The sequence below is a fragment of the Nitrospirillum pindoramense genome (assembly GCF_007827955.1).
GTDB lineage: Bacteria > Pseudomonadota > Alphaproteobacteria > Azospirillales > Azospirillaceae > Nitrospirillum > Nitrospirillum amazonense_B.
In genome coordinates this window covers 1-23,140 of record NZ_VITR01000009.1, presented here as the reverse complement: position 1 = coordinate 23,140, position 23,140 = coordinate 1, and the positions used below count along the sequence as shown (strand labels likewise).

At 67.4% G+C, this 23,140-nt stretch carries 18 protein-coding genes; 14 read left to right on the top strand and 4 right to left on the bottom strand.

The annotated features are described in order from the left end of the window. Positions 1-21 precede the first annotated feature (21 nt). The 8 genes from kdpB to FBZ90_RS15800 all read left to right on the top strand — a co-directional run bounded on the left by kdpB (position 22) and on the right by FBZ90_RS15800 (position 11,527). On the top strand, positions 22-2,163 hold the full coding sequence (gene kdpB, locus FBZ90_RS15835) for a potassium-transporting ATPase subunit KdpB (protein WP_145733854.1): 2,142 nt from the start codon (positions 22-24) through the stop codon (positions 2,161-2,163). A 16-nt stretch (positions 2,164-2,179) separates the two neighbouring features. After that, the gene (kdpC, locus tag FBZ90_RS15830; RefSeq protein ID WP_145733656.1) at positions 2,180-2,791 is read left to right on the top strand and encodes a potassium-transporting ATPase subunit KdpC; all 612 of its coding nucleotides are present in this window, start codon (positions 2,180-2,182) and stop codon (positions 2,789-2,791) included. 110 nt (positions 2,792-2,901) lie between these two features. Then, positions 2,902-5,619 (top strand): sensor histidine kinase, encoded by a 2,718-nt coding sequence (locus tag FBZ90_RS15825; protein ID WP_186455840.1) that lies wholly within the window; start codon positions 2,902-2,904, stop codon positions 5,617-5,619. Positions 5,620-5,665: 46 nt separating this feature from the next. Then, positions 5,666-6,367: a response regulator gene (locus FBZ90_RS15820; RefSeq protein ID WP_145733655.1), complete on the top strand. Its 702-nt coding sequence runs from the start codon at positions 5,666-5,668 to the stop codon at positions 6,365-6,367. A 143-nt stretch (positions 6,368-6,510) separates the two neighbouring features. Next, entirely contained in the window at positions 6,511-7,074 is a 564-nt protein-coding gene (locus FBZ90_RS15815) for a PTS sugar transporter subunit IIA (RefSeq protein WP_211102080.1), read from the top strand. A gap of 106 nt (positions 7,075-7,180) precedes the next feature. Beyond that, the gene (locus FBZ90_RS15810) at positions 7,181-7,969 is read left to right on the top strand and encodes a CBS domain-containing protein (protein ID WP_145733654.1); all 789 of its coding nucleotides are present in this window, start codon (positions 7,181-7,183) and stop codon (positions 7,967-7,969) included. A 161-nt stretch (positions 7,970-8,130) separates the two neighbouring features. Then, positions 8,131-8,688, top strand: a complete 558-nt coding sequence (locus FBZ90_RS15805) for an EF-hand domain-containing protein (RefSeq protein ID WP_145733653.1) — start codon at positions 8,131-8,133, stop codon at positions 8,686-8,688. A 562-nt stretch (positions 8,689-9,250) separates the two neighbouring features. Then, complete coding sequence (locus FBZ90_RS15800; protein WP_246130443.1) at positions 9,251-11,527, top strand: glycoside hydrolase family 31 protein; 2,277 nt, start codon at positions 9,251-9,253, stop codon at positions 11,525-11,527. Here FBZ90_RS15800 and FBZ90_RS15795 read toward each other — a convergent pair. Together FBZ90_RS15795 and gstA are read right to left on the bottom strand one after the other, a co-directional pair. Next, entirely contained in the window at positions 11,499-11,969 is a 471-nt protein-coding gene (locus FBZ90_RS15795; protein ID WP_145733651.1) for a DUF2267 domain-containing protein, read from the bottom strand. The two genes, FBZ90_RS15800 and FBZ90_RS15795, sit on opposite strands and share 29 nt — an antisense overlap. 78 nt (positions 11,970-12,047) lie before the next feature. After that, positions 12,048-12,680 (bottom strand): glutathione transferase GstA, encoded by a 633-nt coding sequence (gene gstA / locus FBZ90_RS15790; protein WP_246130442.1) that lies wholly within the window; start codon positions 12,678-12,680, stop codon positions 12,048-12,050. A gap of 296 nt (positions 12,681-12,976) precedes the next feature. Between gstA and FBZ90_RS15785 the strand changes: the two genes are divergently transcribed. From FBZ90_RS15785 to FBZ90_RS15775, 3 genes are all read left to right on the top strand, one after another. Further along, positions 12,977-14,392 carry a DHA2 family efflux MFS transporter permease subunit gene (locus tag FBZ90_RS15785; protein ID WP_145733650.1) on the top strand — a complete coding sequence of 472 codons (1,416 nt, stop codon included), beginning with the start codon at positions 12,977-12,979 and terminating at the stop codon, positions 14,390-14,392. Positions 14,393-14,774: 382 nt separating this feature from the next. Further along, on the top strand, positions 14,775-15,089 hold the full coding sequence (locus FBZ90_RS15780; RefSeq protein WP_145733649.1) for a hypothetical protein: 315 nt from the start codon (positions 14,775-14,777) through the stop codon (positions 15,087-15,089). Between the two features lie 215 nt (positions 15,090-15,304). Continuing rightward, complete coding sequence (locus FBZ90_RS15775) at positions 15,305-16,111, top strand: oxidoreductase (RefSeq protein WP_145733648.1); 807 nt, start codon at positions 15,305-15,307, stop codon at positions 16,109-16,111. A 26-nt stretch (positions 16,112-16,137) separates the two neighbouring features. On the opposite strand, the gene FBZ90_RS15770 is transcribed toward FBZ90_RS15775, so the two are convergent. Next, positions 16,138-17,025 carry an SMP-30/gluconolactonase/LRE family protein gene (locus tag FBZ90_RS15770; protein WP_145733647.1) on the bottom strand — a complete coding sequence of 296 codons (888 nt, stop codon included), beginning with the start codon at positions 17,023-17,025 and terminating at the stop codon, positions 16,138-16,140. A gap of 237 nt (positions 17,026-17,262) precedes the next feature. Between FBZ90_RS15770 and FBZ90_RS15765 the strand changes: the two genes are divergently transcribed. The 3 genes from FBZ90_RS15765 to FBZ90_RS15755 all read left to right on the top strand — a co-directional run bounded on the left by FBZ90_RS15765 (position 17,263) and on the right by FBZ90_RS15755 (position 22,656). Then, on the top strand, positions 17,263-18,489 hold the full coding sequence (locus tag FBZ90_RS15765) for a TCR/Tet family MFS transporter (protein ID WP_186455839.1): 1,227 nt from the start codon (positions 17,263-17,265) through the stop codon (positions 18,487-18,489). Positions 18,490-18,772: 283 nt separating this feature from the next. Beyond that, positions 18,773-19,939: a response regulator gene (locus tag FBZ90_RS15760; protein WP_145733645.1), complete on the top strand. Its 1,167-nt coding sequence runs from the start codon at positions 18,773-18,775 to the stop codon at positions 19,937-19,939. A 35-nt stretch (positions 19,940-19,974) separates the two neighbouring features. Further along, positions 19,975-22,656 carry a response regulator gene (locus FBZ90_RS15755; protein WP_145733644.1) on the top strand — a complete coding sequence of 894 codons (2,682 nt, stop codon included), beginning with the start codon at positions 19,975-19,977 and terminating at the stop codon, positions 22,654-22,656. Between the two features lie 17 nt (positions 22,657-22,673). Here FBZ90_RS15755 and FBZ90_RS15750 read toward each other — a convergent pair whose 3' ends face one another. Further along, positions 22,674-23,081, bottom strand: coding sequence for a beta-barrel domain-containing protein (locus tag FBZ90_RS15750; RefSeq protein WP_276509100.1), 408 nt, complete (start codon positions 23,079-23,081; stop codon positions 22,674-22,676). Between the last annotated feature and the right edge of the window lie 59 nt (positions 23,082-23,140).

Genomic DNA, 23,140 nt, shown 5'->3' with positions numbered 1-23,140 from the left:
TTTGAGATGTCATCCCCTTCCATGTTCCACCCGGGGCAGCAGCCGGCCCCCCAACCGGCGCCAACCCCGTCCGCCCGCCGGTCGGCCAAGTCGGCGCTGCTGGACCCCGCCATCCTGGGCCCGGCGGTCAAGGCCAGCTTCACCAAGCTGAACCCCGCCACCCTGGTGCGTAACCCGGTCATGTTCCTGGTGGCGGCGGTGGCCCTGCTGACCACCGTGCTGCTGGCGCGCGACCTGGTGACCGGTGCCTCGGGCGCCGGCTTCTCCTCCCAGATCGTGCTGTGGCTGTGGTTCACGGTGCTGTTCGCCAACTTCGCCGAGGCGGTGGCCGAGGGCCGGGGCAAGGCCCAGGCTGACAGCCTGCGCAAGACCCGCACTGAGACGGTGGCCAAGCGCCTGACCGGCCCCATGGTCGCCAAGGGGGCGGCCGTCACCAGCTTTCAGACGGTGGGGGCCGCCGACCTGAAGGTGGGCGACCATGTCGTGGTCGACGCCGGCGACATCATCCCCAGCGATGGCGAGATCGTCGACGGCATCGCCACGGTGGACGAGTCCGCCATCACCGGTGAATCCGCCCCGGTGATCCGGGAAAGTGGCGGCGACCGCTCGGCCGTCACCGGCGGCACCCGCGTGCTGTCGGACCGCATCATCGTCCGCATCACCGCCGCCCAGGGCTCCACCTTCCTCGACCGCATGATCGCGCTGGTCGAGGGGGCGGAGCGGCAGAAGACCCCGAACGAGATCGCGCTCAACATCCTGCTGGTGGGCATGAGCCTGATCTTCATCCTGGCCGTCGTCACCATCCCGGGCTTCGCGGCCTATGCCGGCGGGTCGGTGTCGGTGGTGGTGCTGGTGGCGCTGTTCGTCACCCTGATCCCCACCACCATCGGCGCGCTGTTGTCCGCCATCGGCATCGCCGGCATGGACCGCCTGGTGCGCTTCAACGTGCTGGCCATGTCCGGCCGCGCGGTGGAGGCGGCGGGCGACGTCGACACCCTGCTGCTGGACAAGACCGGCACCATCACCCTGGGCAACCGCCACGCGGCGGAGTTCATCCCCGTCTCGGGCGTCAGCGACAAGGAACTGGCCGAGGCCGCGCAGCTCTCCTCGCTCAGCGACGAGACGCCGGAAGGCCGGTCCATCGTCGTGCTGGCCAAGGAGAAGTACGGCCTGCGCGGCAAGGACATGGGCGGCCTGAACGCCCGCTTCGTCCCCTTCGCCGCCCAGACGCGCATGAGCGGCGTCGATCTCGCCAGTGAAAACGGGGAGGGCGGCATCCAGATCCGCAAGGGCGCCGTGGACGCCGTGCTGCGCCACGTTGCGGCCCTGCGGGGCAGCCAGCCGGTGCGCCATCCGGAGCTGGAGGCCATCACCGAGCGCATCGCCAAGGCCGGCGGCACCCCCCTGGCGGTGGTGCGCAACGACCGGGTGCTGGGCGTCATCTACCTGAAGGACATCATCAAGGGCGGCATCCGCGACCGCTTCGCCGAGCTGCGCCGCATGGGCATCCGCACGGTGATGATCACCGGCGACAACCCGCTGACCGCCGCCGCCATCGCGGCCGAGGCGGGCGTGGACGACTTCCTGGCCCAGGCCACGCCGGAGGACAAGCTGGCCCTGATCCGCAAGGAACAGGCCGAGGGCCGCCTGGTCGCCATGTGCGGCGACGGCACCAACGACGCCCCGGCCCTGGCCCAGGCGGACGTGGGTGTCGCCATGAACACCGGCACCCAGGCCGCCCGCGAGGCCGGCAACATGGTGGATTTGGACAGCGATCCCACCAAGCTGATCGAGATCGTGGGCATCGGCAAACAGCTGCTGATGACCCGCGGTGCCTTGACCACCTTCTCCATCGCCAACGACGTGGCCAAGTACTTCGCCATCATCCCGGCGATGTTCGCGGGGCTGTACCCGGCGCTGAACGCGCTGAACGTCATGCACCTGGCCACACCGCAGTCGGCCATTCTCTCGGCCATCATTTTCAACGCCCTGGTCATCATCGCGCTGATCCCGCTGGCCCTGAAGGGCGTGCGGTACCGCGCCCTGCCGGCCGCCAGCCTGCTGTCGCGCAACATGCTGGTCTATGGCCTGGGCGGCATCATCATCCCCTTCATCGGCATCAAGGCCATCGACATGGTCGTGACCGCCGTCGGCCTGGCCTAAAGGAGGCCTCAGAGCCATGCTCAAGCAAATCCGTCCGGCCATCTCGCTGGCCCTGTTCTTCACCGTCCTCTGCGGCCTGGTCTATCCGCTGGCCATGACCCGCATCGCCCACGTCCTGTTCCCGCGCCAGGCCGCCGGCAGCCTGATCACCAACAAGGACGGCACGGTGGTGGGCTCCACCCTCATCGGGCAGAACTTCACGTCGGAGAAGTATTTCTGGGGCCGTCCGTCGGCGACCACCGACACCGACCCCAATGACAGCACCAAGACCATCGCCGCCCCCTACAACGCTGCCAACTCCATGGGCTCCAACCTGGGGCCCACCTCCAAGGCGCTGGTGGACCGCATCCAGGGGGATGCGGAGAAGTATGGCGCCACCAAGGACCATCCGGTGCCGGTGGACCTGGTGACCACCTCGGCCAGCGGCCTGGACCCCGACATCTCGGCCGCCGGCGCCTATTACCAGGTGGCGCGCGTGGCGAAGGCGCGGGGCATGACCGAGGCCGCCGTGCGCAGCCTGGTGGACGCCCATGTCGAGGGCCGCCTGCTGGGCCTGATCGGGGAGCAGCATGTCAACGTCCTGGCGCTGAACCGCGCCCTGGACGCGGCACACCCGTCGGGTAACTGATTGTCTTAAAGGGAAGAGCTCGCCGCTTCGGATCCGTTGGCGCTATTGTTGGCCAACGTTCCGAAGCGGCGGCTTTTGCTGTTTGCGCTTGGGCCTTCGAAAGAGCACCCGTGACCAACGCCGACTACACCACCCGCCCGTCGCCGGACGCCCTGCTGAGCCAAGCCATGCAGGAGCGCCGGGGCAAGCTGCGCATCTACCTGGGGGCCGCCCCCGGCGTGGGCAAGACCTATCAGATGCTGGAAACGGCGCGGCAGCTGAAGGCGGAAGGCGTGGACGTGGTGGTTGGCGTGGTGGAAACCCATGGCCGGCGCGAGACCGAGGCCATGGTGGCGGGGCTGGAGGTCGTGCCCCGCCGGGTGCTGGAGTACAAGGGCCGCCAGTTGGACGAGATGGACATCGACGCCCTGCTGCGCCGCCGTCCCCGCCTCGCTCTGGTGGACGAGCTGGCCCACACCAACGCGGCCGGCAGCCGTCACGCCAAGCGCTATTCCGATGTGGAGGAGCTGCTGGCCGCCGGCATCGACGTGCTGACCACGCTGAACATCCAGCATGTGGAAAGCCTGAACGACGTGGTGGCGCAGATCACCCGCATCCGCGTGCGCGAGACGGTGCCCGACAGCGTGCTGGAGATGGCGGATGAGATCGAGGTCATCGACCTGCCGCCGCAGGACCTGATCAAGCGCCTCAACGAGGGCAAGGTCTATATCCGCGAGCAGGCGCAGCGGGCGCTGAAGCACTATTTCTCACCCGGCAACCTGACCGCCCTGCGTGAGCTGGCGCTGCGGCGGACGGCGCAGCGGGTGGACGACCAGATGCTGTCCTACATGCAGCGCCACGCCATCCAGGGCCCCTGGGCGGCGGGCGACCGCGTGCTGGTCTGCGTGTCGGAGGACAAGACCGCCGGCGGCCTGGTGCGCTACGCCAAGCGCCTGGCCGACCGGCTGAAGACCCGCTTCACCGCCCTGTATGTCGAGACCGCGCGCACCCAGCGCCTGGGTGAGGCGGCGCGCGACCGCATCGCCGACACCCTGCGCCTGGCGGAGCAGCTGGGGGGCGAGGCCATCACCGTGCCCGGCCGCACCATCGCCGCCGACCTGCTGGCTTATGCCCGCGCCAACAACTTCACCCATATCATCATCGGCAAGTCCGAACGCCCGCGCTGGTTCGAGATCGTCCACGGCTCCGTCGTGCATGAACTGGTGCGCAAGGCCGGCACCATTTCCGTCCATGTCATCGCCGGTGACGCGGTGGAGGCGGACACGATCCCGCCCAAGATGGTGCGGACCCGCCCCGAATCCAGCGGCCTGGCATGGCAGCCCTATGGCGTGGCGACGCTGATGGTGGCGCTGGCCACCGTGGCGGGCAGCCTGCTGGGCAACGCCATGGATGTGCGCAACCTGTCGCTGGTCTACATCGCGGCGGTGCTGGCCAGCGCCATCCTGCACGGCTATGGCCCGTCGCTGTTCGCCTCCTGCCTCAGCGTCCTGGCCTACAACTTCTTCTTCCTGCCGCCGCTGTACACCTTCACCATCCGCGACCCGTCCAACGTGGTGGCGCTGGTGTTCTTCACCATCGTCGCCGTCTTCACCAGCCGCCTGACGGCGCGGGTGAGGGAGCAGGCGACCATCGCCGCCAACCGCGCCCGCATCACCGCGCAGATGTTCTCCTTCGCGCGCAAGCTGGCCGGCATCGGCGAGATGGAGGATTTGCTGTGGGCCACCACCCACCAGGTGGCGCTGCTGCTGAAGGTGCGGGTCGTGCTGCTGATGCCCGACGACCAGGGCACCCTGGAGGTCAAGGCCGGCTATCCACCCGAGGACCAGGTGGGCGAGATGGACCTGGCCGCCGCCCGCTGGGCCTATGACAACGCCAAGCCGGCGGGACGCGGCGCCCCCACGCTGCCCGGCACCCAGCGCCTGTTCCTGCCCGTGCGCACGGAGCGCGGCGTGGTGGCGGTGGTGGGCGTGGATACCGACGACCCCGGTCCCATCCTGACGCCCGACCAGCGCCGCCTGCTGGACGCCATCATGGACCAGGCCGCCGTGGCCATCGAGCGGGTGAAGCTGGTGCAGGACATCGACAAGGCCCGGCTGGAGGGGGAGACGGAACGCCTGCGCTCCGCCATGCTGACCTCGCTGTCGCATGACCTGCGCACGCCCCTGGCGGCCATCATCGGCACCGCCACCACCCTGAAAACCGATGCCTTGGCGTCGGAGGGGGAGGGGCTGGAACCCGCCACCCGCGCCCAGTTGACCGGCGACCTGCTGGTGGAGGCGGAGCGCATGGGCCGCTTCGTGCGCAACCTGCTGGACATGACGCGGCTGGAGGCTGGGCTGGACATCCGCCGCGAGCCGACGGACCTGGTGGACGTGGTGCACACCGCCACCCAGCGGGCCAAGCCCGTGCTGGCTGGCCGCCCGCTGGACCTGGATCTGGCGCCCGACCTGCCGCTGGTGCGCACCGACTACCTGCTGCTGGAACAGGTGCTGTTCAACCTGCTGGACAACGCCGCCAAATATTCCGGGCCGGAGGGCAGGGTGGGGGTGAGCGCCGCGCGGCGGCACAACCATGTCGTCATCCGAGTGACGGACGAGGGCGTGGGCATCCCGCCCGACAGCCTGGAGCGCATCTTCGACAAGTTCTACCGGGTGGAGGCGCGGGACCACCGCCAGGCCGGCACCGGCCTGGGCCTGGCCATCTGCCGTGGTTTCATGACCGCCCTGGGCGGCACCATTAAGGCCACCAACCGCACCGACCGGACCGGCGCCGTGTTCGAATTGACCTTGCCCACCGACGACGCGCTAGATGCCTGGGTTCTCGGGTAATCCCGGGTTCTCGGGTAATAGAGCATGCTGGACTAGAGTTGAGATCATGAGCAAACCCCATCGCATCCTGGTCATCGAGGATGAAGTCGCCATCCGGCGCCTGCTGCGCGCCGTGCTGGCCCCCCAGGGCTGGACCTTGGTGGAGGCGGCGACGGCGCAGGAGGGGCTGGTGCAGGCCCGCCTGCCGGGCGTGGACCTGGTCCTGCTGGACCTGGGCCTGCCCGATGGCGACGGCCTGGACCTGGTGGGCAAGCTGAAGGCGGAGCGGCCCACGCCCGTCATCATCCTGTCCAGCCGCGATCAGGAGGAGGACAAGGTGGCGGCGCTGGACTTGGGCGCCGACGACTATGTCACCAAGCCCTTCGGCACGGCGGAGCTGATGGCCCGCATCCGCGCCGCCCTGCGCCACGCCGTGCAGCAGCAGGGCGGCCGGTCGGTGGTGAACGCCGGCGGGCTGGCCATCGACCTCATCAACCGGCAGGTGACGCGGGGGCCGGAGAAGCTGCACCTGTCGCCCACGGAATTCGACCTGTTGCGTTTCCTGGCGGCGCACGCCGGCAAGATTCTGACCCACCGGCAAATCCTCAAGGAAGTCTGGGGCCCCGCGAAGGAAGACGAGGTGCAGTACTTGCGCGTCTATATCCGCATGCTGCGCCAAAAGATTGAAAGTGACCCCAACGCGCCGGGAATCATTCAGACCGAACCCGGCATCGGCTACCGCTTGGTCATTAGTGATGAATCCCTCTGATTCCACGGACTTTTAACGGAAACGAATCATGGACGGGCATCCATACCCTGCCGGCATCTGCGTTATGCTGCCGCAGTTGGGGCTTCCCAAAGGGGGCAAGATCGCTTATGTGACGGCGATCGGTAACCAGCACGGTTGTTTCCATGCTCCGCTCCAGCGTTGCGCCCCGGTCGGCCTTCGCCGCCCCCAAGGTCGCTGACGTCATGGCGTCGATCGCATCCGATCCGTCGGCCAATTCCTCCGGCGCCCCTTCCGCGCTGGCCCCGTCCTCCGTCGGGCTGGGCCTGACGGTGTCGACCAAGGACGCCGTCCTGAAGGAGATCGCGCTGCGCATCGCCGCGGCCGGCGCCCTGGACGCCGGCGCCGTCCTGGACGATTTGCGCTCCCGCGAGGCGCTGGGCTCCACCGGCGTGGGCGCCGGCATCGCTATCCCCCATGCCCGGTTCGCCAGCATCACCCGGCCCATCGGCGCCTTCATCCGCTTGGCCAAGCCGGTGGAGTTCGAGGCCATCGACGGCGCCCCCGTGGATCTGGTGTTCGGCCTGCTGACGCCCGTCCATTGCGGCAACGCCCACCTTCAGGCCCTGGCGCGCATCAGCCGCGCCCTGCGCACGCCCGGCCTGGCCGCCACCCTGCGCGCCGCGCCGGACGCGCTGTCCCTGCACGCCCTGGTCGCCCCCATCCTGGACGCTGGCGCCGCATGCTGAAGTGAAGAGGCGGGGCCGAATTGATGCGGGCGCTGAATTGACCCGCATCAAGGACGCCCACCGCCCCCGGGCCCACTATGGCGCATCCCAACCGGAGGATGCCGCCATGACCGCGCCCGCCCCGAATTTCGAGATTTTCAAGCCCACCGCCGTCCGCCAGATCATGACGCCCGGCGTCCTGACCGTGCGGCCGGAGACGCCGCTGGTGGATGCCCTGCGCCTGATGGTGCGCAACCGCATCAGCGGCCTGCCGGTGGTGGAGGATGATCCGGCGGCGGATGGCGGCGGTTGCCGTGTCGTCGGCGTCCTGACCGAGGGCGACCTGATGCGCCGGGCCGAGACGGGGACGGAGGCGCAAAGCCACTGGTGGCAGCGTCTGTTCATCACCCCGGGCGACCAGGCCGACCAGTACAGCAAGGTCCATGGCCGTCGGGTGGATGAGGTCATGACCCGCAGCGTCCTGACCGTGGACGTGGACGACGACATCGCCACCGCCGTCGCCCTGATGGACCGTCATAAGGTGAAGCGCCTGCCGGTGCTGGCCCATGGCCATTTGGCGGGGGTGATCAGCCGCGCCGACGTGGTGCGCGCCCTGCTGCACACCCTGGACCTGGGCGTGACGCCGGTGGAGGAGCCGCCCTTGCTGGACAGCGAAATCCGTTATCGCCTGCTGGTGGAATTGGCGGACAAGCGCTGGTGGGCCGACAGCCGCGTGGATGTGACGGTCGCCAATGGTATCGTCACCCTGACCGGCGTCGTCTATGACGCCCGCGTGGCCCAGGCCTTCCGCGTCGTGGCGGAAAACGGCCCCGGCGTGCGCGAGGTGCGCGATCAGTTGGTGGTGGCTGAGGGCCTGCCCGGCTGGGCCGGCGTCGATAACGCCTTCGTGGCGTGAGGCAGCTTTCGCCGTCCAACTCGGCAGGTTTTGACCGGCGGCACCCTTTCTTTCCGGTGTCGCCGGGAGCCGATGTGCCTGGAATCAAGGGCTTGGTTTTGGCTTAAAAGTTGCATGTTTGTCGTTCTTCACTCACCGATAGATTTGTTGGGAGGGGAACGATGAAAATGATGCCTGTCATCAATTGCGGGGTCAGCACGGGTGTCAACCACCTGGGGCCGCCGAGCGGCGACACCGCCGCCCAGCAGTCGGCGCTGAACCAGATTTTCGAGGTCAGCGACACTGACAAGGATGGCATCCTCAGCGCCAAAGAGGTGGAGGCCGCCGTCGCGTCCGGCGAAGGCGGCGCGGCCGATGCCGACGCGCTGTATGGAAAGTTGAGCGCGGATGGCACCCGAACGGTGGACCGCCAACGCTTCATGTCCAGCTTCCCGGGGGGCAGCCTGACCGGCCCCACCCTGTACCTCCTGGCCCAGACCAAGGACATGACCGACCACGGCTATGTCGAGACGCGGCACCTGGTGTCCTTGGTCAATCCCGAGACGGGGGAGGAGGACGGCGGCGAATACCCCTGGATTCCGCCAGAGAAGACCGACCCCGGCGGCCCTGTCGCCCGCGCCGCCCTGGACATGATGTATGGCGCCTTCGGGCAGGCGGTGAACGATGCCGGCAAGGACATGCTGGGGCGGATGCGGGATAACCAGGCGTTCCTGCCGTGATCGGTAGGGCGGGGCGTCGTCGTTCCGAGGCGCCCCATCATACCAAGTAGCGATAATCCTGACCTATGGCCAGGCCCATCGCCCTCAATCGCCGGCGCCGCCATCCGGCGGCTTGGCTTCCGCGCCTTATGGCGCGCGGCGGCAGTCGCCGCCGATACCAAGGAGCGATGAATGGAAATCATCGCTCCTTGGTATCAGCCCATGCCCTGTTGACATTAAGCAGATTACTCCGACAAATAGTTGCAGATGTTAACGTTATCACGGGCGTGGCCGCGATTGGCGTCCCAGGGGCGGTCACCCCCGTCTGAGCCGCGTCAGAATAAACGAGGGTCCGCCGCGGCAGGTGCGGGACGGACCCGAGGGAGAACCCCAGGGAGAACAGCGTGATGCCACCAGGCTGCGACCGATTCCTGGCGCTGACGGCGATCCATGCCGTCGTGTCCCCCTCCCCATAGGGGGTTACCCGCGCGCCGGATCACGCTCGACGCGACATCCCCGTGAAACAAGCCTCATAAAACAAAATACGACAGGGACGGCCATGCGCTCATCATTGAAGGACTTCATGTCCAAGTCTTTGCTGCCGACCATGGGCATGCTGCTGGCGCTGACGTCGGCCGCCCAGGCCGATACCGTGGTTCAGAAGCTGGAAGATACCGGCGCGTTGGCCTTGCGCACCGAGCGCGGCGTTCTCACCATCGAGCCCTGGCAGGATGGCATCATTCACGTCCGGTTCGGGACGCCCGGCTATCGCGGCAACTACAATCCGGCCGTCATCGCCCATCCCGGGACCGTCGCCTTCCAGGTCGAGGAGACGCCTGACACCTATCTGCTGACCACCGCGCGGCTGCATGTCCGCGTCGCCAAGCGGACGGCGGCGGTGACCTTCCTGGACGCCAAGGACCATGTGATCCTGGAGGAGGGGGAGCGTGACGCCGGGGTGGGGGCCACCCAGTGGTTCAAAACCGCGACGCCGGTTTATGGATTGGGCCAGCACCAGAATGGCGTGCTGGACTACAGCGGCCACACCATCCACCTGCAGCAGGCCAACACCGACGTGGGCATTCCCATGCTTGTGTCACCCACGGGGTTCGGCCTGCTGTGGAACAACGCCTCCGTCACCGATGTCGACGTCGCCACCGGCACGTTGCCGCTGGGCATCCGGTCAGAGGCGGGGCCGGGCATCGATTATCACTTCATCCTGGGACCCAAGCTGGATGAGGTGATCGCCGGTTATCGCGCGCTCACCGGCGACGTGCCGTTGATGGCCCGCTGGACCTGGGGCATGTGGCAGTCCAAGGAGCATTACAGCACCCAGGAAGAACTGGTCGCCATCCCGCGGCGCTACCGGGATATGGGCGTGCCCATCGATGCCGTGGTGCAGGATTGGCAGTATTGGGCGGGTGGCCAGTGGGGCAGCCATCAATTCGAGGCGTCGCGCTATCCCGATCCCAAATCCATGGTCGGCGCGATCCATGACCTGCATGTCCACACCATCATCTCGGTATGGCCGCGTTTCGATCTTGGCACCGCCAACCTCGCGGAGCTGGATCAGGCCGGCGCCGCCTTCCCGGACGCCTTCAACAATGTCTACCCCGTCGGCTTCGGCCGCTGGTACGACGCCTGGAGCCCCAAGGGACGGGAGATCTATTGGTCCCAGATCATGCGGAACCTGGGCGTCCTCGGCTTTGACGGCTGGTGGCTGGATGGGGACGAGGCGGAGCTGGGTGGAAAGACTGGCGAGATGCGGGAGCAATCGACCGCCGCCGGCCCCGGCATCGTCGTCAACAACAGCTTCCCCCTGCTGCACACCAGCGGCGTCCATGACGGCATGCGGCGGGACCAGCCGGACAAGCGCGTGTTCATCCTGTCCCGTTCCGCCTACGCCGGCCAGCAGCGCAACGGCGTCATCACCTGGTCGGGCGATACCCACGCCAGTTGGGAGACGCTGGCCAAGCAGATCCCGGCGGCGCTGAATTTCTCGCTGAGCGGCGAGCCCTATTGGTCGGCGGATATCGGCGGCTTCTTCAGCCCCGACCCGGCGAAGGATCAAAGCTATGCCGAGCTGTTCGTGCGCTGGCACCAGTTCGGCGTCTTCAACCCGATGTTCCGCATCCACGGGGCGGGGCAGGGCAAGGAAATCTGGAATTTCGACCCGGCGATCCAGAAAATCCTGATCGACGACGTCAAGCTGCGCTACCGCCTGCTGCCCTACATCTATTCCCTGTCCTGGGATGTGCTGAGCCATCGCGGGACGATGATGCGGGCGCTGGCCTTCGACTTCCCCGATGACGCCGCCGCCCTGCGTGTCACCGACCAGTACATGTTCGGAAAGGCGTTCCTGGTGTCGCCCGTGCTGCAGGCGGGGGCCACGACGCGCAGCGTCTATTTGCCGGGCGACGGCCCGTGGTTTGATTTCTGGACGGGCGCCGCCCAGCCGGGCGGCCGGCGCGTGGATGCGAAGGCGGACCTGGCGACGCTGCCGCTGTTCGTGCGCGCGGGCAGCATTGTGCCGCTGGGCCCCGTCAAGGCCTATGCCGACGCCCCCAGCGATGAGCCGCTGGAACTGCGGGTCTACCCCGGCCGCGACGCCGCGTATGAGCTGTATGACGATCAGGGCGACGGTTATGGCTACCAGGCGGGCAAGCGCGCGATCATCCTCCTGGCCTGGTCGGACAAGCAGCGCCGGCTGACGATCCAGGCGCGCGACGGCGCCTTCGCGGGAATGCCTGCCACAGTGCGCTTCCGTGTCGTCTGTGGGGCGGCGGCGGGAGCTGGGGACGAAAAGACCGTCGTTTACACGGGCGCCGCCGTCACCGTTCCGCTGCCGCGCTGTCGGTGACGCTGCCCGAGGTGGTGGAGGGTTGCACGCTCCAGAACGCTTCCGCCCCCGCCGGCAATGAGGCCAGCACGCGGTCGAAGTCGTCCAGATAGACGTGACGGCGCAGGGCCTCCGCCACGTCGCGGATCGCGGTATCGGGCGCGAAGTTGTGATCGCGGCGCAGCGCCTGCACCTCGCGCGTCAGCGAGGCGCGGTCGGTGAAGGGCACCGGCGGCTCGTCAATCGGCCAGTCCTTTACGAAGATGGCGCGCAGCAGGGGCGGCAGCACGCCAGCGAAGCGGATGGCGTCGGCGGGGCCAAGCCGGCGGCGGAAGGTCTGCAACACCCCCTGCACCATGGTGTAGGTCTGGTTGCGGGTGGCCAGGCCGGCGACGTCGCGGGCATCGGCCAGGAAACGCTCGAAGTCCTGGGACGCGTGCTGCAATTCCATGGGGATGGGCATGGGGCCGGTCTCCTTCCCGCGCCGGTGCCGTCAGGAAGGGCCGCCGAGGAAGGCGGCCCTTCTTCATGGGATGGCCGCTCAGGCGGCCAGCAGCCCCTCGGCCTTCAGCGCCGCCTGCACCTTGGGGCGCTGGCCCACGCGGGTGAAGAAGGCGGAGAGCTTGGGATAGGCGGCGAGGTCGACCCCGACCTTGCCCGCCCAGGTCAGCACGACATAGGCATAGGCGTCGGCCACGGTGAAGGTCTCGCCGGTCAGGTAGGAACGGCCGTCGGCCAGCACGGCCTCCAGATACGCGAACCGGCGATCCAGGTTCTGCTTGGCGACCGTCTTGTAGTCGTCCGGCGTCGCCGGGTTGAACAGGGGGCTGAAGCCCTTGTGCAGGTCGGTGGCGATGAAGTTCAGCCACTCCAGCACCTTGTAGCGGCCGAGGCTGCCGGCGGCGGGGATGAGGCCGCTGGCGGGGGCCAGGTCGGCCAGATACTGCGCGATGACCGCGCCCTCGGTCAGCACGGTGCCGTCATCCAGCGCCAGCGCGGGGACGGAGCCCTTGGGATTGGCCTCCAGGAAGTTGGCGCCCGTTTCTGTCACCTTGGTCTTCAGGTCCACCGCCTCGATGGCGATGTCCAGACCGGCCTCAAGGGCCACGATGTGCGGGGAAAGCGAGCAGGCGCCGGCCTTGTAGTAGAGCTTCATGGAACGATCCTCTGCCATTCTTCAGCTGCTTCCGGGCCTTGACCGGGAAGCGGATGGGGGAACCATTCCTAAGGGGGGCGCGTTCCGGTGCCAAGGGGCGAAATCCCGCACGACCATATCGCGGACGCGGGGTCACAGGGGGAACGGCTTGGTCGAGTGTCCCGCACCGCATGGTTGGGTGGGCCGACTGTCAGCCATGCTGGGCACACACTTGTTCCACGCGACGGCTTTGCCCAAATTCTCAAACGTCGGGTAGCGTTTTCGTCGCCCTGTTCCCGCGTCAAAGCCCCGGATGAAAGGCAGTGTTACGGCCCATGCTCGTCGCGCTCATCATATCGTGCGCCTTGTTCATGGAGAACCTGGACGCCACCGTACTGGCTACGGCCTTGCCGGCCATGGGCACCAGCCTGGGCGTCAGTCCCATCCATCTCAGCCTGGCCATCACCGCTTACATCCTCAGCCTGGCCGTGTTCATTCCTATCAGTGGCTGGGTGGCCGACCGCTTCGGCTCCAGCCGGGTCTTCCGCGCCGCCATCGTGCTCTTCACCCTGGGTTCCATCGCCTGCGGACTTAGCCAGTCCCTGCCGCAGCTGGCGGTGGCCCGCCTGCTGCAGGGCGTGGGTGGCGCCATGATGGTGCCGGTGGGGCGGCTGGTGCTGTTGCGCACCGTGCCCAAGGACCAACTGGTCCGGGCCATGAACTACCTGACCACGCCGGCCATGGTGGGGCCGCTGATCGGACCGCCCATCGGCGGCCTGCTGACGACCTACCTGTCCTGGCGCTGGATTTTCTTCATCAACATCCCCATCGGCCTGCTGGGGCTTTACCTGTCCTGGCGCTACATCGCCGATCATCGTGAGGAATCGGTGGCCAAGCTGGACGGTTGGGGCTTCGTCAGCTCCGGCGTGGCGCTGGCCGCCCTCATGGCCGGTTTCGAGTCCATCGGCCGCGACGGGGTGGATTGGCGCGTGGCGCCGGCGCTGTTGGTGTTCGGACTGCTGGTCGGCATCGTGGCGGTGCGCCACTCGCGGCGCCATCCCCATCCCCTGATCGACCTGGACCTGCTGAAGACCGCCACCTTCCGCATCAGCGTGCTGGGCGGGTCGCTGTTCCGCATCTGCATGGGCGCCATCCCCTTCCTGTTGCCGCTGATGCTGCAGGTGGGGTTCGGCATGACGGCCTTCGTCTCCGGCCTGCTGACCTTCGCCACGGCGGCGGGGGCGCTGGTCATGAAGATGACGGCCGGTCCCATCCTGCGCCGCTATGGTTTCCGCCAGGCGCTGGTGATCAACAGCGTCCTGTCCGCCCTGCTGACTGGCGCCATCGGCCTGTTCCGGCCCGATACGCCGGTGGCGCTGATCCTGGTGGTGCTGCTGGTGGGCGGCTTCTTCCGCTCCCTGCAGTTCACCGGCCTGAACACCCTGGCATTCGCGGACGTGCCCGCCGCCCGCATGAGTGCCGCCACCAGCCTGTCGTCCATGGTGCAGCAGGTGTCGCTGGGCATGGGCGTCGCCGCCGGCGCCCTGCTGCTGCACGTCACCCTCGCCAGGCATGGCGGCGAAGCCCTGCAGCCCCATGACTTCATGGTCGCCTTCCTGACGATCATGGCCATCGGACTGACCTCGGTCTTCCACTTCATCCGCCTGGACCCTGACGCCGGCGCGGAGGTCAGCGGCCACCACACCCATCCCCTGAAGCCCGCGACCGAAAGCGCCGCCGGCGACGATTGAAGCCGTTGCCTGCCATTGGAATGGGGCTTCACGCCGCCCTTGGCGTGGACCAGCCCTTGGCGTGTGTAAGGTGTTCGGCGGACGTCTTTTCTATCCAGCGATAGGCCCATAACTTGCCAGCGCCGACAGGGGGCTGCGAGAGGGAACGGTCCATGCCGCCTTGGCGGCCGGCGCTCTGCGTCGCGCCGGCCCGGCTGTGTCGCCCCGTCCGTGTTGCCCCGTCCGTGTTGCGAAGGCCAGCCGGCATGGCAGGCATTTGTAAAAGTGATGAGTGACGATATAGAATAAACGTCACTCATTATCTATCTTTCACCGGGTAGCACGATGGTGCTCCCCGCCGCCTGATGGCGCGGGTTCGTTTCATAGCTCCCGGAGAAAGAAGATGCTCGCCTCGATCAACAGAATCTCGCGGAGGTCGGCCAAAGCGCTGATCCTATTCAGCGTTATGTCGGGCACGGCCTTTGCCGCGCAGGACCAGGACCCGGCGAAAGTCTTCGTCGCGTCGCTGATGGGCAACCGGGAACCCGTGGCGCGCAGCGTCGTCTCCCCCGTCTCATTGCCCGAGACCGATCCGGCGCGGCGGTTCATCGATGGCTTGCAGGGCAAGCGCAACGACCTTTTCCGCCCGGCCGCGCCGGCCACGGTTTCCCGCCCCGATCAGGACTTCATCAACCGCTTGGGGGGCAGGGCGTCCTAGAGCCGGGCGCGTTTAACCGGAAACACGCCCGGCTCTAAGTCCTTGTTCAGAGAGCGGATTCACGCTCCAAAGCGATCCCGCTTTTGCGCGATCCGTTCCAAAGCGCGACCGCCCCTGCGTTTTCCTTAATGTCTCGTCAGGCCAACACGGGCCGATCCCGGAAGTGCTTTTGAAGCCTTCTCGCTATGGAACCGCCCACCACTCAAGGGACCGCTATGTCCAACTCTCCAGTCGTCGTCATCACCGGCGTTTCATCGGGCATCGGGCGTGCCGCCGCCGAAAATTTCGCCAGGCGGGGCTGCCAGGTATTCGGCACCGTGCGCGACATCGCTAAGGCAAATCCAATACCCGGCGTCGTTTTGATTGAGTTGGATGTCCGCAGTGATGACTCCGTTCGACGCGGCATTGAGAACATCGTGGCGAAGGCGAAAAGGATCGACGTCCTGGTGAATAGTGCCGGCGTCAGCCTGCTCGGCGCCACCGAGGAAACATCGATCGCCGAGGCTCAGACCCTCTTTGATACCAATGTGTTTGGCATATTGCGGACGGTAAAAGCCGTGCTGCCGCATATGCGGGCGCAGCGCGCCGGAAGAATTGTCAACGTCAGTTCTGTGCTCGGCTTTCTTCCCGCGCCGTATATGGGCCTTTATTCGGCGTCCAAGCATGCCGTCGAGGGATTGTCCGAAACCTTGGATCACGAGGTCCGCAGCTTCGGGATACGGGTGGTCCTGGTCGAGCCGTCGTACACCAAGACCAGCCTTGACGTTAACGCGCCGCAAGCGGCGTCCCAACTGACGGCCTACGACGCCGAGCGGGATACGGTCTTCCGTACCATCCAGCAGAGCCTGGGTAATGCGCCGGGGCCCGATCGCGTGGCCGCCACCATAGTCGACGCGGCCTTGGGCACCTGGAGAATGCGGCGCACCCCGAAAGGCGAGGCTTCTCTGCTCAGGATATTACGGCGCTTCATGCCCTCCGGCCCCGTCGACGCCAGTTTAAGGAAGACATTCGGCCTGAGGTGACGGGATGAAGTCGCCGCAGCCCGACCTCATCCCCCGTACGTGTGCTCCGGCAGGCCCGGGACATCGACGCGGAAGCTGAAGATGCCGCCGGACTGCGGATGGCGGGCCAGTTCGGCCTCGTCCAGCTTCTGCCGGGCGGTGGTGACGTAGGCGGTCTTCAGGTCGGGGCCGCCGAGGGCGATCATGGTGCAGAGGCGGGCGGGGATGGCCACCTCTTCCAGGATTTCGCCCCTGGGTGACAGGCGCACCACCCGGCCGCCGTCGTACAGCGCCGTCCAGTAGCAGCCCTCCGCATCCACCGAGGCGCCGTCCGGCCGGCCCAGGCCATGCGGAAACTGGTGGAAGACGCGCCGGTTGGACAGATGGCCGCCCGCCAGGTCGAAGTCATAGGCGTAGATGACGTGGTTGGGCGTGTCCGCCAGATAGAAGGTGCGGTCGTCGGGGGAGAACGCGATGCCGTTGCTGGTGAGGAAGCCGGTGGCGATGTCGGTCACCTGGCCGTCCACGCCCAGGCGGTACAGCGTACCGTTGCGATGCTGCTTGGTGCCATCCAGGGTGCCGGACCAGAAGCGGCCCAGCCGGTCGCAGCGACCGTCGTTGAAGCGGTTGTCGGGCCGCGACTCTTCCACCTGGGCGCCCAGGGGCATGGGCTCCGCCGTGAAATCGGACAGAAGGGCGAAGCCGTCCTTCATGCCCAGGACCAGGCCGTGGGCACCGTGGCGCGCCAGGCAGGCCGCCGGCTGGTCGAAGCCGCGCTGCACGTCCTGGCCGGCGGCGGGATCGAAGCGATGGAGCGTCTTGGCCGGGATGTCCACCCAGTACAGCGCGCCATCCCGGCCATCGGCGCCGTCAACCCAGCGCGGGCATTCGCCCAACTGGGCCTGGGCGTCCAGAACACAGCTGACTTCACGCATCGTTCGTCCTCGTTAACCGATTGGCTGGATAGGTTGGCACCATATAGCGGCAGGTGACCGGCCAAGGCCAGGGCTTCGCGGCCGGAGGTGTTTGAGGGATCGACATGACCCGGACATAGTGACCGCCCCTGTTTTCAGGACTCCCCGCCGGCGCGCAAAAGGATTAAGGGTAGGCCCGCAAAGAACGATGATCCCGCCCGGCGCCCGCAACGCCGGGTTTCCAGTCTGGGCCTGACAATGACCGCATCCCCCACGCCGCGCCGCGCCGCGCTGGCCTTTGTCTTCGTCACCGCGTTGCTGGATGTCTTGGCGCTGGGTATCGTCATTCCGGTGCTGCCGGACCTGTTGAAGGGCTTCGTCGGTGGCGACAACGCCCGGGCCGCGCACATGGTGGGCCTGTTCGGCACCCTGTTCGCCGCCATGCAGTTCCTGTTCTCCCCCCTCATCGGCGCGTTGTCCGATCGGTTCGGCCGACGCCCCATCCTGCTGGTGTCCTGTTTCGGCCTGGGCGCGGACTACCTGCTGATGGCCCTGGCGCCGACCTTGAGCTGGCTGGTGGTGGGGCGCATCCTCTCCGGCATCACCGCCGCCAGCTTCACCACCGCCTCGGCCTACATCGCCGACGTGACCCCGGCGGAAAAACGCGCCGGCGCCTTCGGTATGCTGGGCGCCGCCTTCGGCCTGGGTTTCATTGTCGGCCCGGCGGCCGGCGGCCTGCTGGGGGCTGTCAGCCCGCGCCTGCCCTTCTGGGTGGCCGGCGGTCTCAGCCTGCTGAACGCCTGCTATGGCCTGTTCGTTCTGCCGGAATCGCTGCCGGCCGACCGCCGCGGCGTTTTCTCCTGGCGGCGTGCCAACCCGCTGGGCGCGTTCGCCCTGCTGCGCGGCGCGCCGGGTCTGCTGGGCCTGGGCGGCATCGTCTGGCTCTACTATCTGGCGCATGAGGTGCTGAACAACACTTTCGTCATCTACGTCAACGACCGCTATGGCTGGGGGCCGGAGTCCGTGGGCCTGACCCTGGCAGGCGTGGGCGTGTGCAGCACCGTCGTGCAGGGCGGTCTGGTGGGCCGCGTGGTGAAGCGCCTGGGGGCCCGTCGCACCATGATGGTGGGGTTGGTCGCAGGCACCGCCGGTTTCGCCGTCTTCGGCGCCTCATCCGCGGGTATCGGCTTGCTCTGCGGCATCCCCCTGGTGGCCCTCTGGGGCATGGTCGGGCCTTCCGCCCAAAGCCTCATGTCCGCCCGGGTGTCGGCGACGGAGCAGGGGTTGCTGCAAGGCACGCTGGTCAGCATCCGCGGCGTCACCGGCATGGTGGGCCCCGTGCTGTTCACCACCGTGCTGGCCGACAGCGTGGGCCCCTTCGCCATGCTGCCCCACGGGTCGCCCTTCCTGCTGGCCGCCGTGCTGCTGATGGCGGCGCTGGGCCTGTCGTTCCTGGTCACCCGGCCGCAAGAGGCGGTGGCCTGAAAAAGGGGCCGTTCCAAGCCGTGAATGGCGATGATTGAATAAAAACTGGGCGGATGGCCCATAACTAAAGTGTAATTTTTCGCAAACCGTCATCTCGTCGAAATAATCAGCCTATACAAAAGAGGAAGACAACCTGGGCTAGAGGCGCGCCCCGGTCGGGCCCTGGCCCCTTTCAAGGGCCCCCCCGCCTGAACTGCGCGCGCAAGCCTCTGGTGTAACGTGACTTTCTCCGACGGCGGCCCCGGCAGGGGCAGGGCCGGCACCTCTGGCGTGGGCGACGGCGATGTGGGAAGAAACGGGCTCCGGTTTTGCGGAGAAGACGCGGCCGCAAATATTGGTGGTCGACGACACGCCCGACAACCTGAAGATCATGAGCGGCCTGCTCAAGGACAATTACCACGTCCGCGTCGCCAATTCGGGTGAGCGTGCCCTGGCGGTCGCCGCCGCCCATCCCCGGCTGGACCTGATCCTGCTGGACATCGTCATGCCCGGCATGGATGGGTACGAGGTCTGCCGCCGCCTGAAGGCGGACCCCGCCACCCGCGACATCCCCGTCATCTTCCTCACCGCCCGCAACGAGGTGGCGGATGAGGAACAGGGCCTGTCCATGGGCGCGGTCGACTACATCACCAAGCCCATCAGCCCGCCCATCGTACTGGCCCGGGTCGGCACCCACCTGCGACTGAAGGCGGTGGCCGACCTGCTGCGTGACAAGGCGGACTTCCTGGAGGCTGAGGTGGCCCGCCGCACGCGGGAGATCATGGCCATCCAGGACGTCACGGTCATGACCCTGGCCTCGCTGGCGGAAACGCGGGACACGGACACCGGCAACCACATCCGCCGGACGCAATTCTACGTGCGCGCCCTGGCGCTGCGCCTGCGCCGTCACCCCCGCTTCGCCGGCTACATCACGGACAGCCGCATCGACACCCTGTTCAAGTCGGCGCCGCTGCATGACATCGGCAAGGTCGGCATTCCCGACCGCATCCTGTTGAAGCCGGGCCGTTACCAGCCCGATGAATTTGAGATCATGAAGCGCCACACCACCCTGGGCCGCGATGCCATCGAGGCGGCGGAGGACGCGCTGGGCGCCCCGGTCGAATTCCTCACCTGCATCAAGGAGATCGTCTACTCCCACCATGAGAAGTGGGACGGTAGCGGTTATCCCGAGGGGCTCTCGGGGGATGAGATTCCCATTTCCGCCCGGTTGATGGCCGTGGCGGACGTCTATGACGCCCTGATCAGCCGTCGGGTCTATAAGGAACCCATGCCGCACGAGCAGGCCGCCGCCATCATCGCCGATGGCTCCGGCGGTCATTTCGATCCCGATATCGTCCAGGCTTTCCTGGAGATCGAGGACGAGTTCCGGACCATCGCCGCGCGCTTCGCCGACAAGGACGGCTTCCTGGATGAGAAGCGGGACTACCTGTTGGCGGCGGACAGGCGTTAGCCCGGGAAGGGGCCGGCCGTCGGTCGGAAGTCGATATGCAACTCGCCGGCGGGGATGATCTGACGCAGGGGGGCAGGGCGGCGCCTGTGGTTTACCGCGCGCGCGATATCCTGCTGCCGGCGCAGGGTATAGCGGAACGCACGCCCTGCGGCGATGTCGTGCAGATGTTCCTCAGCGCCCCCCTTCTGCCCTGCGTCGCCGTCGTGGATGACTGGGGCGGCGTGCTGGGTTTGATTGCCCGCGAGTTCCTGCTGTCGACCTTCGCCCACCAGATCAAGTCGGAACTGTACCGGCGGCGGCCGGTAGCCTTCATGCTGGGCCGGCCCTACCTGTGCGTCGATGTCGACACCCCCCTGGACGACGTCAGCGCCATGATCGCCAGTGATCACCCCAAGGCGCTGACGGAAGGCTTCCTGATCACCGACCAGGGCCTGTATGCCGGCGTCGGCACGGGCGTGGCGCTGTTGAGCCGCATCGTCGCCATGACCCGGGCCCGCGCGCTGGAACTGGAGGCCGCCCGCCACACGGCGGAGGCGGCGTCCCAGGCCAAGGCGGATTTCCTGGCCAATATGAGCCACGAAATCCGCACGCCGATGAACGCCATCATCGGCATGAGCCATCTGGCGCTGAAAACCGACCTGAATCCCCGCCAGCGGGATTACATCAGCAAGATCCAGCGCTCCAGCCAGCATCTGCTGGGCATCATCAACGACATCCTGGACTTCTCCAAGATCGACGCCGGCAAGCTGACCATCGAGCGGGTGGAGATCCGGCTGGATGAGGTGCTGGACGGCGTCGCCAATCTGGTGTCGGAACGGGCGGCGGCCAAGGGCCTGGAATTCGTTTTCGACGTGGATGCCGGCGTACCCGGCAACCTGATGGGCGATCCCCTGCGCTTGGCCCAGATCCTGATCAACTTCGCCGGCAACGCCGTGAAGTTCACCGAGACGGGGCGCATTTCCATCCACATCCGCGCGGTCGATGAGGATGAGGCGTCGGTGACCTTGCTGTTCCAGGTGGCGGACACCGGCATCGGCATGACGGCTGAGCAGCAGGGGCGCCTGTTCCGCAGTTTCGAGCAGGCCGACGCCACCACCACCCGGCGCTTCGGGGGCACGGGGCTGGGCCTGGCCATCTCCAAGCGCCTGGCGGAACTCATGGGCGGCTCGGTCGGTGTGGAGAGCACCTATGGCCGGGGCTCCTGCTTCTGGTTCACGGCCAAGTTGGGACGGGTGCCCACCAGCCAGCCGCTGTTGCCCCGGCCCGACCTGCGGGGACGCCGGGTGCTGGTGGTGGATGACAGCCGCAACGCCCGGCGGGTGATGTCGGCCATGCTGGCCTCCATGTCCTTCCGGGTCGATGGGGCGGCCGACGGCCACGCCGCCATCGCCGCCATCCAGGAGGCGGCCGCCGCCGGGTCCCCCTACGACGTGGCCTTCCTGGACTGGCAGATGCCGGATATGGACGGCATGGAAACGGCGCGGGCCATCGGCGCGCTGGGCTTGGCCCGTCCGCCGCACCTGATCATGGTGACGGCCTACAGCCGCGATGACGTCCGGCGGGCGGCGGAACGCAGTGGCATCGAGGATGTGTTGATCAAGCCGGTGAACTCCTCCGTGCTGTTCGATGCCGTCATCCGCGCCATCGCCGGCGCCGAAGACGCACCGCCCCGGGCCGCCGCTGGCGTGTTCGCCGACTTCCAGGCCTTGCGGGGGCTGTCCGTCCTGCTGGTCGAGGACAACGACTTCAACCAGCAGGTGGCCATCGAGCTGTTGACCGATGTGGGTGTCAGCGTCGACCTGGCCGAGAATGGTGCCATCGCGCTGGAGAAGATCGCGGGGCGGCGCTACGACGCCGTCCTGATGGATGTGCAGATGCCGGTCATGGATGGCCTGACCGCCTCGCGCCGCATCCGCGAGATGGGCGAGATGGCGTTGCCCATCATCGCCATGACCGCCAACGCCCTGGCGTCGGACCGCGACCGCTGCCTGGCGGCGGGCATGAACGACTATGTCTCCAAGCCCATCGATCCTGACCAACTGTTCGCCGTCCTGGCGCGCTGGGGGCAGGGAAGGGCCGGGACGGTGGCTGCGCGGGTGACGCGGCCGCCTTTGGAAAAAGGGCTCGAACCGATGCCGGAGCGCGCCATCGACATTCCCGGCATCGACGCGGAGGATGGGTTGCGGCGGGTGCGCGGCAAGCGCGCGCTCTATGCCGACATCCTGAGGAAGTTCGCGGCCAACCAGCGCGCCACCCCCGCGGCCATCCTGGACCGCTGGCGCAGCGGCGACACGGTGACGGCGGAGCGGCTGGCCCATACCCTCAAGGGCGTGGCCGGCACCATCGGCGCCGGCGACGTGCAGCGCGCGGCGGCGGCGGTGGAGGCGGCCTTGCGCGGCGGCGCCGCGCCCGAGCGCACGGTGGCCGTCCTGACCCCGCTGCTGGAGGATGTGGCGGCGGGCATCGAGCGCTGGCTGGCGGACGACGCGCCGCCCCTGGCGCCGGCGGCCACCCCCGACGCCGACCCGGCCAAGGCGGCGGCCCTGATGGCGCGCCTGCGCGACCTGCTGGCCGACAACGACCCCGAGGCCGAGGAATTGGCCGAGAGCAACCTGCATCTGCTGCGCGCGGCCCTGCCGGCCCCCCGCGCCGAGGAGTTCATCCAGTCGGTGCGCGGCTTCGACTTCAGCCGGGCGCTGGAGTTGATGGGGACGTAACCCGTCATTCCAGAGTTTTACCCCTTTGGCCCATCAACGACAGCTCTCGCCCGAATGGCCCTGAGCGGATCCAAGACCCAATCGATGAAATGCAGGCGGTCCGTCACCACATCACCGGTCAGTGTCATTCCCGAGGCCAGGGAGCGCTTCTCGCCATATGCGTTTATGCTGGTGCGCTCCAGGCTCACTGTCACGCGATAGACAGGCTCCTTTAAGGTGATGGGCGCCAGCAGTTCCCCATTCCGGTAGGTGGCGCGCGATATCTGGGTGACCCGGCCCTGAACGGTTCCAAAGCGCTGGTAAGGAAAGGCATCGATGCGCAGCCGCACCTCCTGACCTTGCTGTATGAGTCCTGCGGCGCGCGACGGGACCAGTAGATTGGCCTCTAGCCTGGATAATTCACCGCCCCGATTTGCCCGGCTCATGCTGGTGACGCAAGTTCGCGCATAGGATGTGAGGCGCCCACCGCCCCCCCCCGCTGGGG

What these genes read in the sequence shown, in the direction of transcription:
- FBZ90_RS15785 (WP_145733650.1), top strand. Translation starts at nt 12,977, where the DNA reads ATGCTCGTCGCGCTCATCATATCGTGCGCCTTGTTCATGGAGAACCTG.
- FBZ90_RS15770 (WP_145733647.1), bottom strand. Translation starts at nt 17,025, where the DNA reads ATGCGTGAAGTCAGCTGTGTTCTGGACGCCCAGGCCCAGTTGGGCGAA.
- FBZ90_RS15755 (WP_145733644.1), top strand. Translation starts at nt 19,975, where the DNA reads ATGCAACTCGCCGGCGGGGATGATCTGACGCAGGGGGGCAGGGCGGCG.
- FBZ90_RS15775 (WP_145733648.1), top strand. Translation starts at nt 15,305, where the DNA reads ATGTCCAACTCTCCAGTCGTCGTCATCACCGGCGTTTCATCGGGCATC.
- FBZ90_RS15765 (WP_186455839.1), top strand. Translation starts at nt 17,263, where the DNA reads ATGACCGCATCCCCCACGCCGCGCCGCGCCGCGCTGGCCTTTGTCTTC.
- FBZ90_RS15750 (WP_276509100.1), bottom strand. Translation starts at nt 23,081, where the DNA reads ATGAGCCGGGCAAATCGGGGCGGTGAATTATCCAGGCTAGAGGCCAAT.
- FBZ90_RS15795 (WP_145733651.1), bottom strand. Translation starts at nt 11,969, where the DNA reads ATGCCCATCCCCATGGAATTGCAGCACGCGTCCCAGGACTTCGAGCGT.
- gstA (WP_246130442.1), bottom strand. Translation starts at nt 12,680, where the DNA reads ATGGCAGAGGATCGTTCCATGAAGCTCTACTACAAGGCCGGCGCCTGC.
- kdpC (WP_145733656.1), top strand. Translation starts at nt 2,180, where the DNA reads ATGCTCAAGCAAATCCGTCCGGCCATCTCGCTGGCCCTGTTCTTCACC.
- FBZ90_RS15820 (WP_145733655.1), top strand. Translation starts at nt 5,666, where the DNA reads ATGAGCAAACCCCATCGCATCCTGGTCATCGAGGATGAAGTCGCCATC.
- FBZ90_RS15810 (WP_145733654.1), top strand. Translation starts at nt 7,181, where the DNA reads ATGACCGCGCCCGCCCCGAATTTCGAGATTTTCAAGCCCACCGCCGTC.
- FBZ90_RS15760 (WP_145733645.1), top strand. Translation starts at nt 18,773, where the DNA reads ATGTGGGAAGAAACGGGCTCCGGTTTTGCGGAGAAGACGCGGCCGCAA.
- FBZ90_RS15800 (WP_246130443.1), top strand. Translation starts at nt 9,251, where the DNA reads ATGTCCAAGTCTTTGCTGCCGACCATGGGCATGCTGCTGGCGCTGACG.
- FBZ90_RS15780 (WP_145733649.1), top strand. Translation starts at nt 14,775, where the DNA reads ATGCTCGCCTCGATCAACAGAATCTCGCGGAGGTCGGCCAAAGCGCTG.
- kdpB (WP_145733854.1), top strand. Translation starts at nt 22, where the DNA reads ATGTTCCACCCGGGGCAGCAGCCGGCCCCCCAACCGGCGCCAACCCCG.
- FBZ90_RS15815 (WP_211102080.1), top strand. Translation starts at nt 6,511, where the DNA reads ATGCTCCGCTCCAGCGTTGCGCCCCGGTCGGCCTTCGCCGCCCCCAAG.
- FBZ90_RS15805 (WP_145733653.1), top strand. Translation starts at nt 8,131, where the DNA reads ATGAAAATGATGCCTGTCATCAATTGCGGGGTCAGCACGGGTGTCAAC.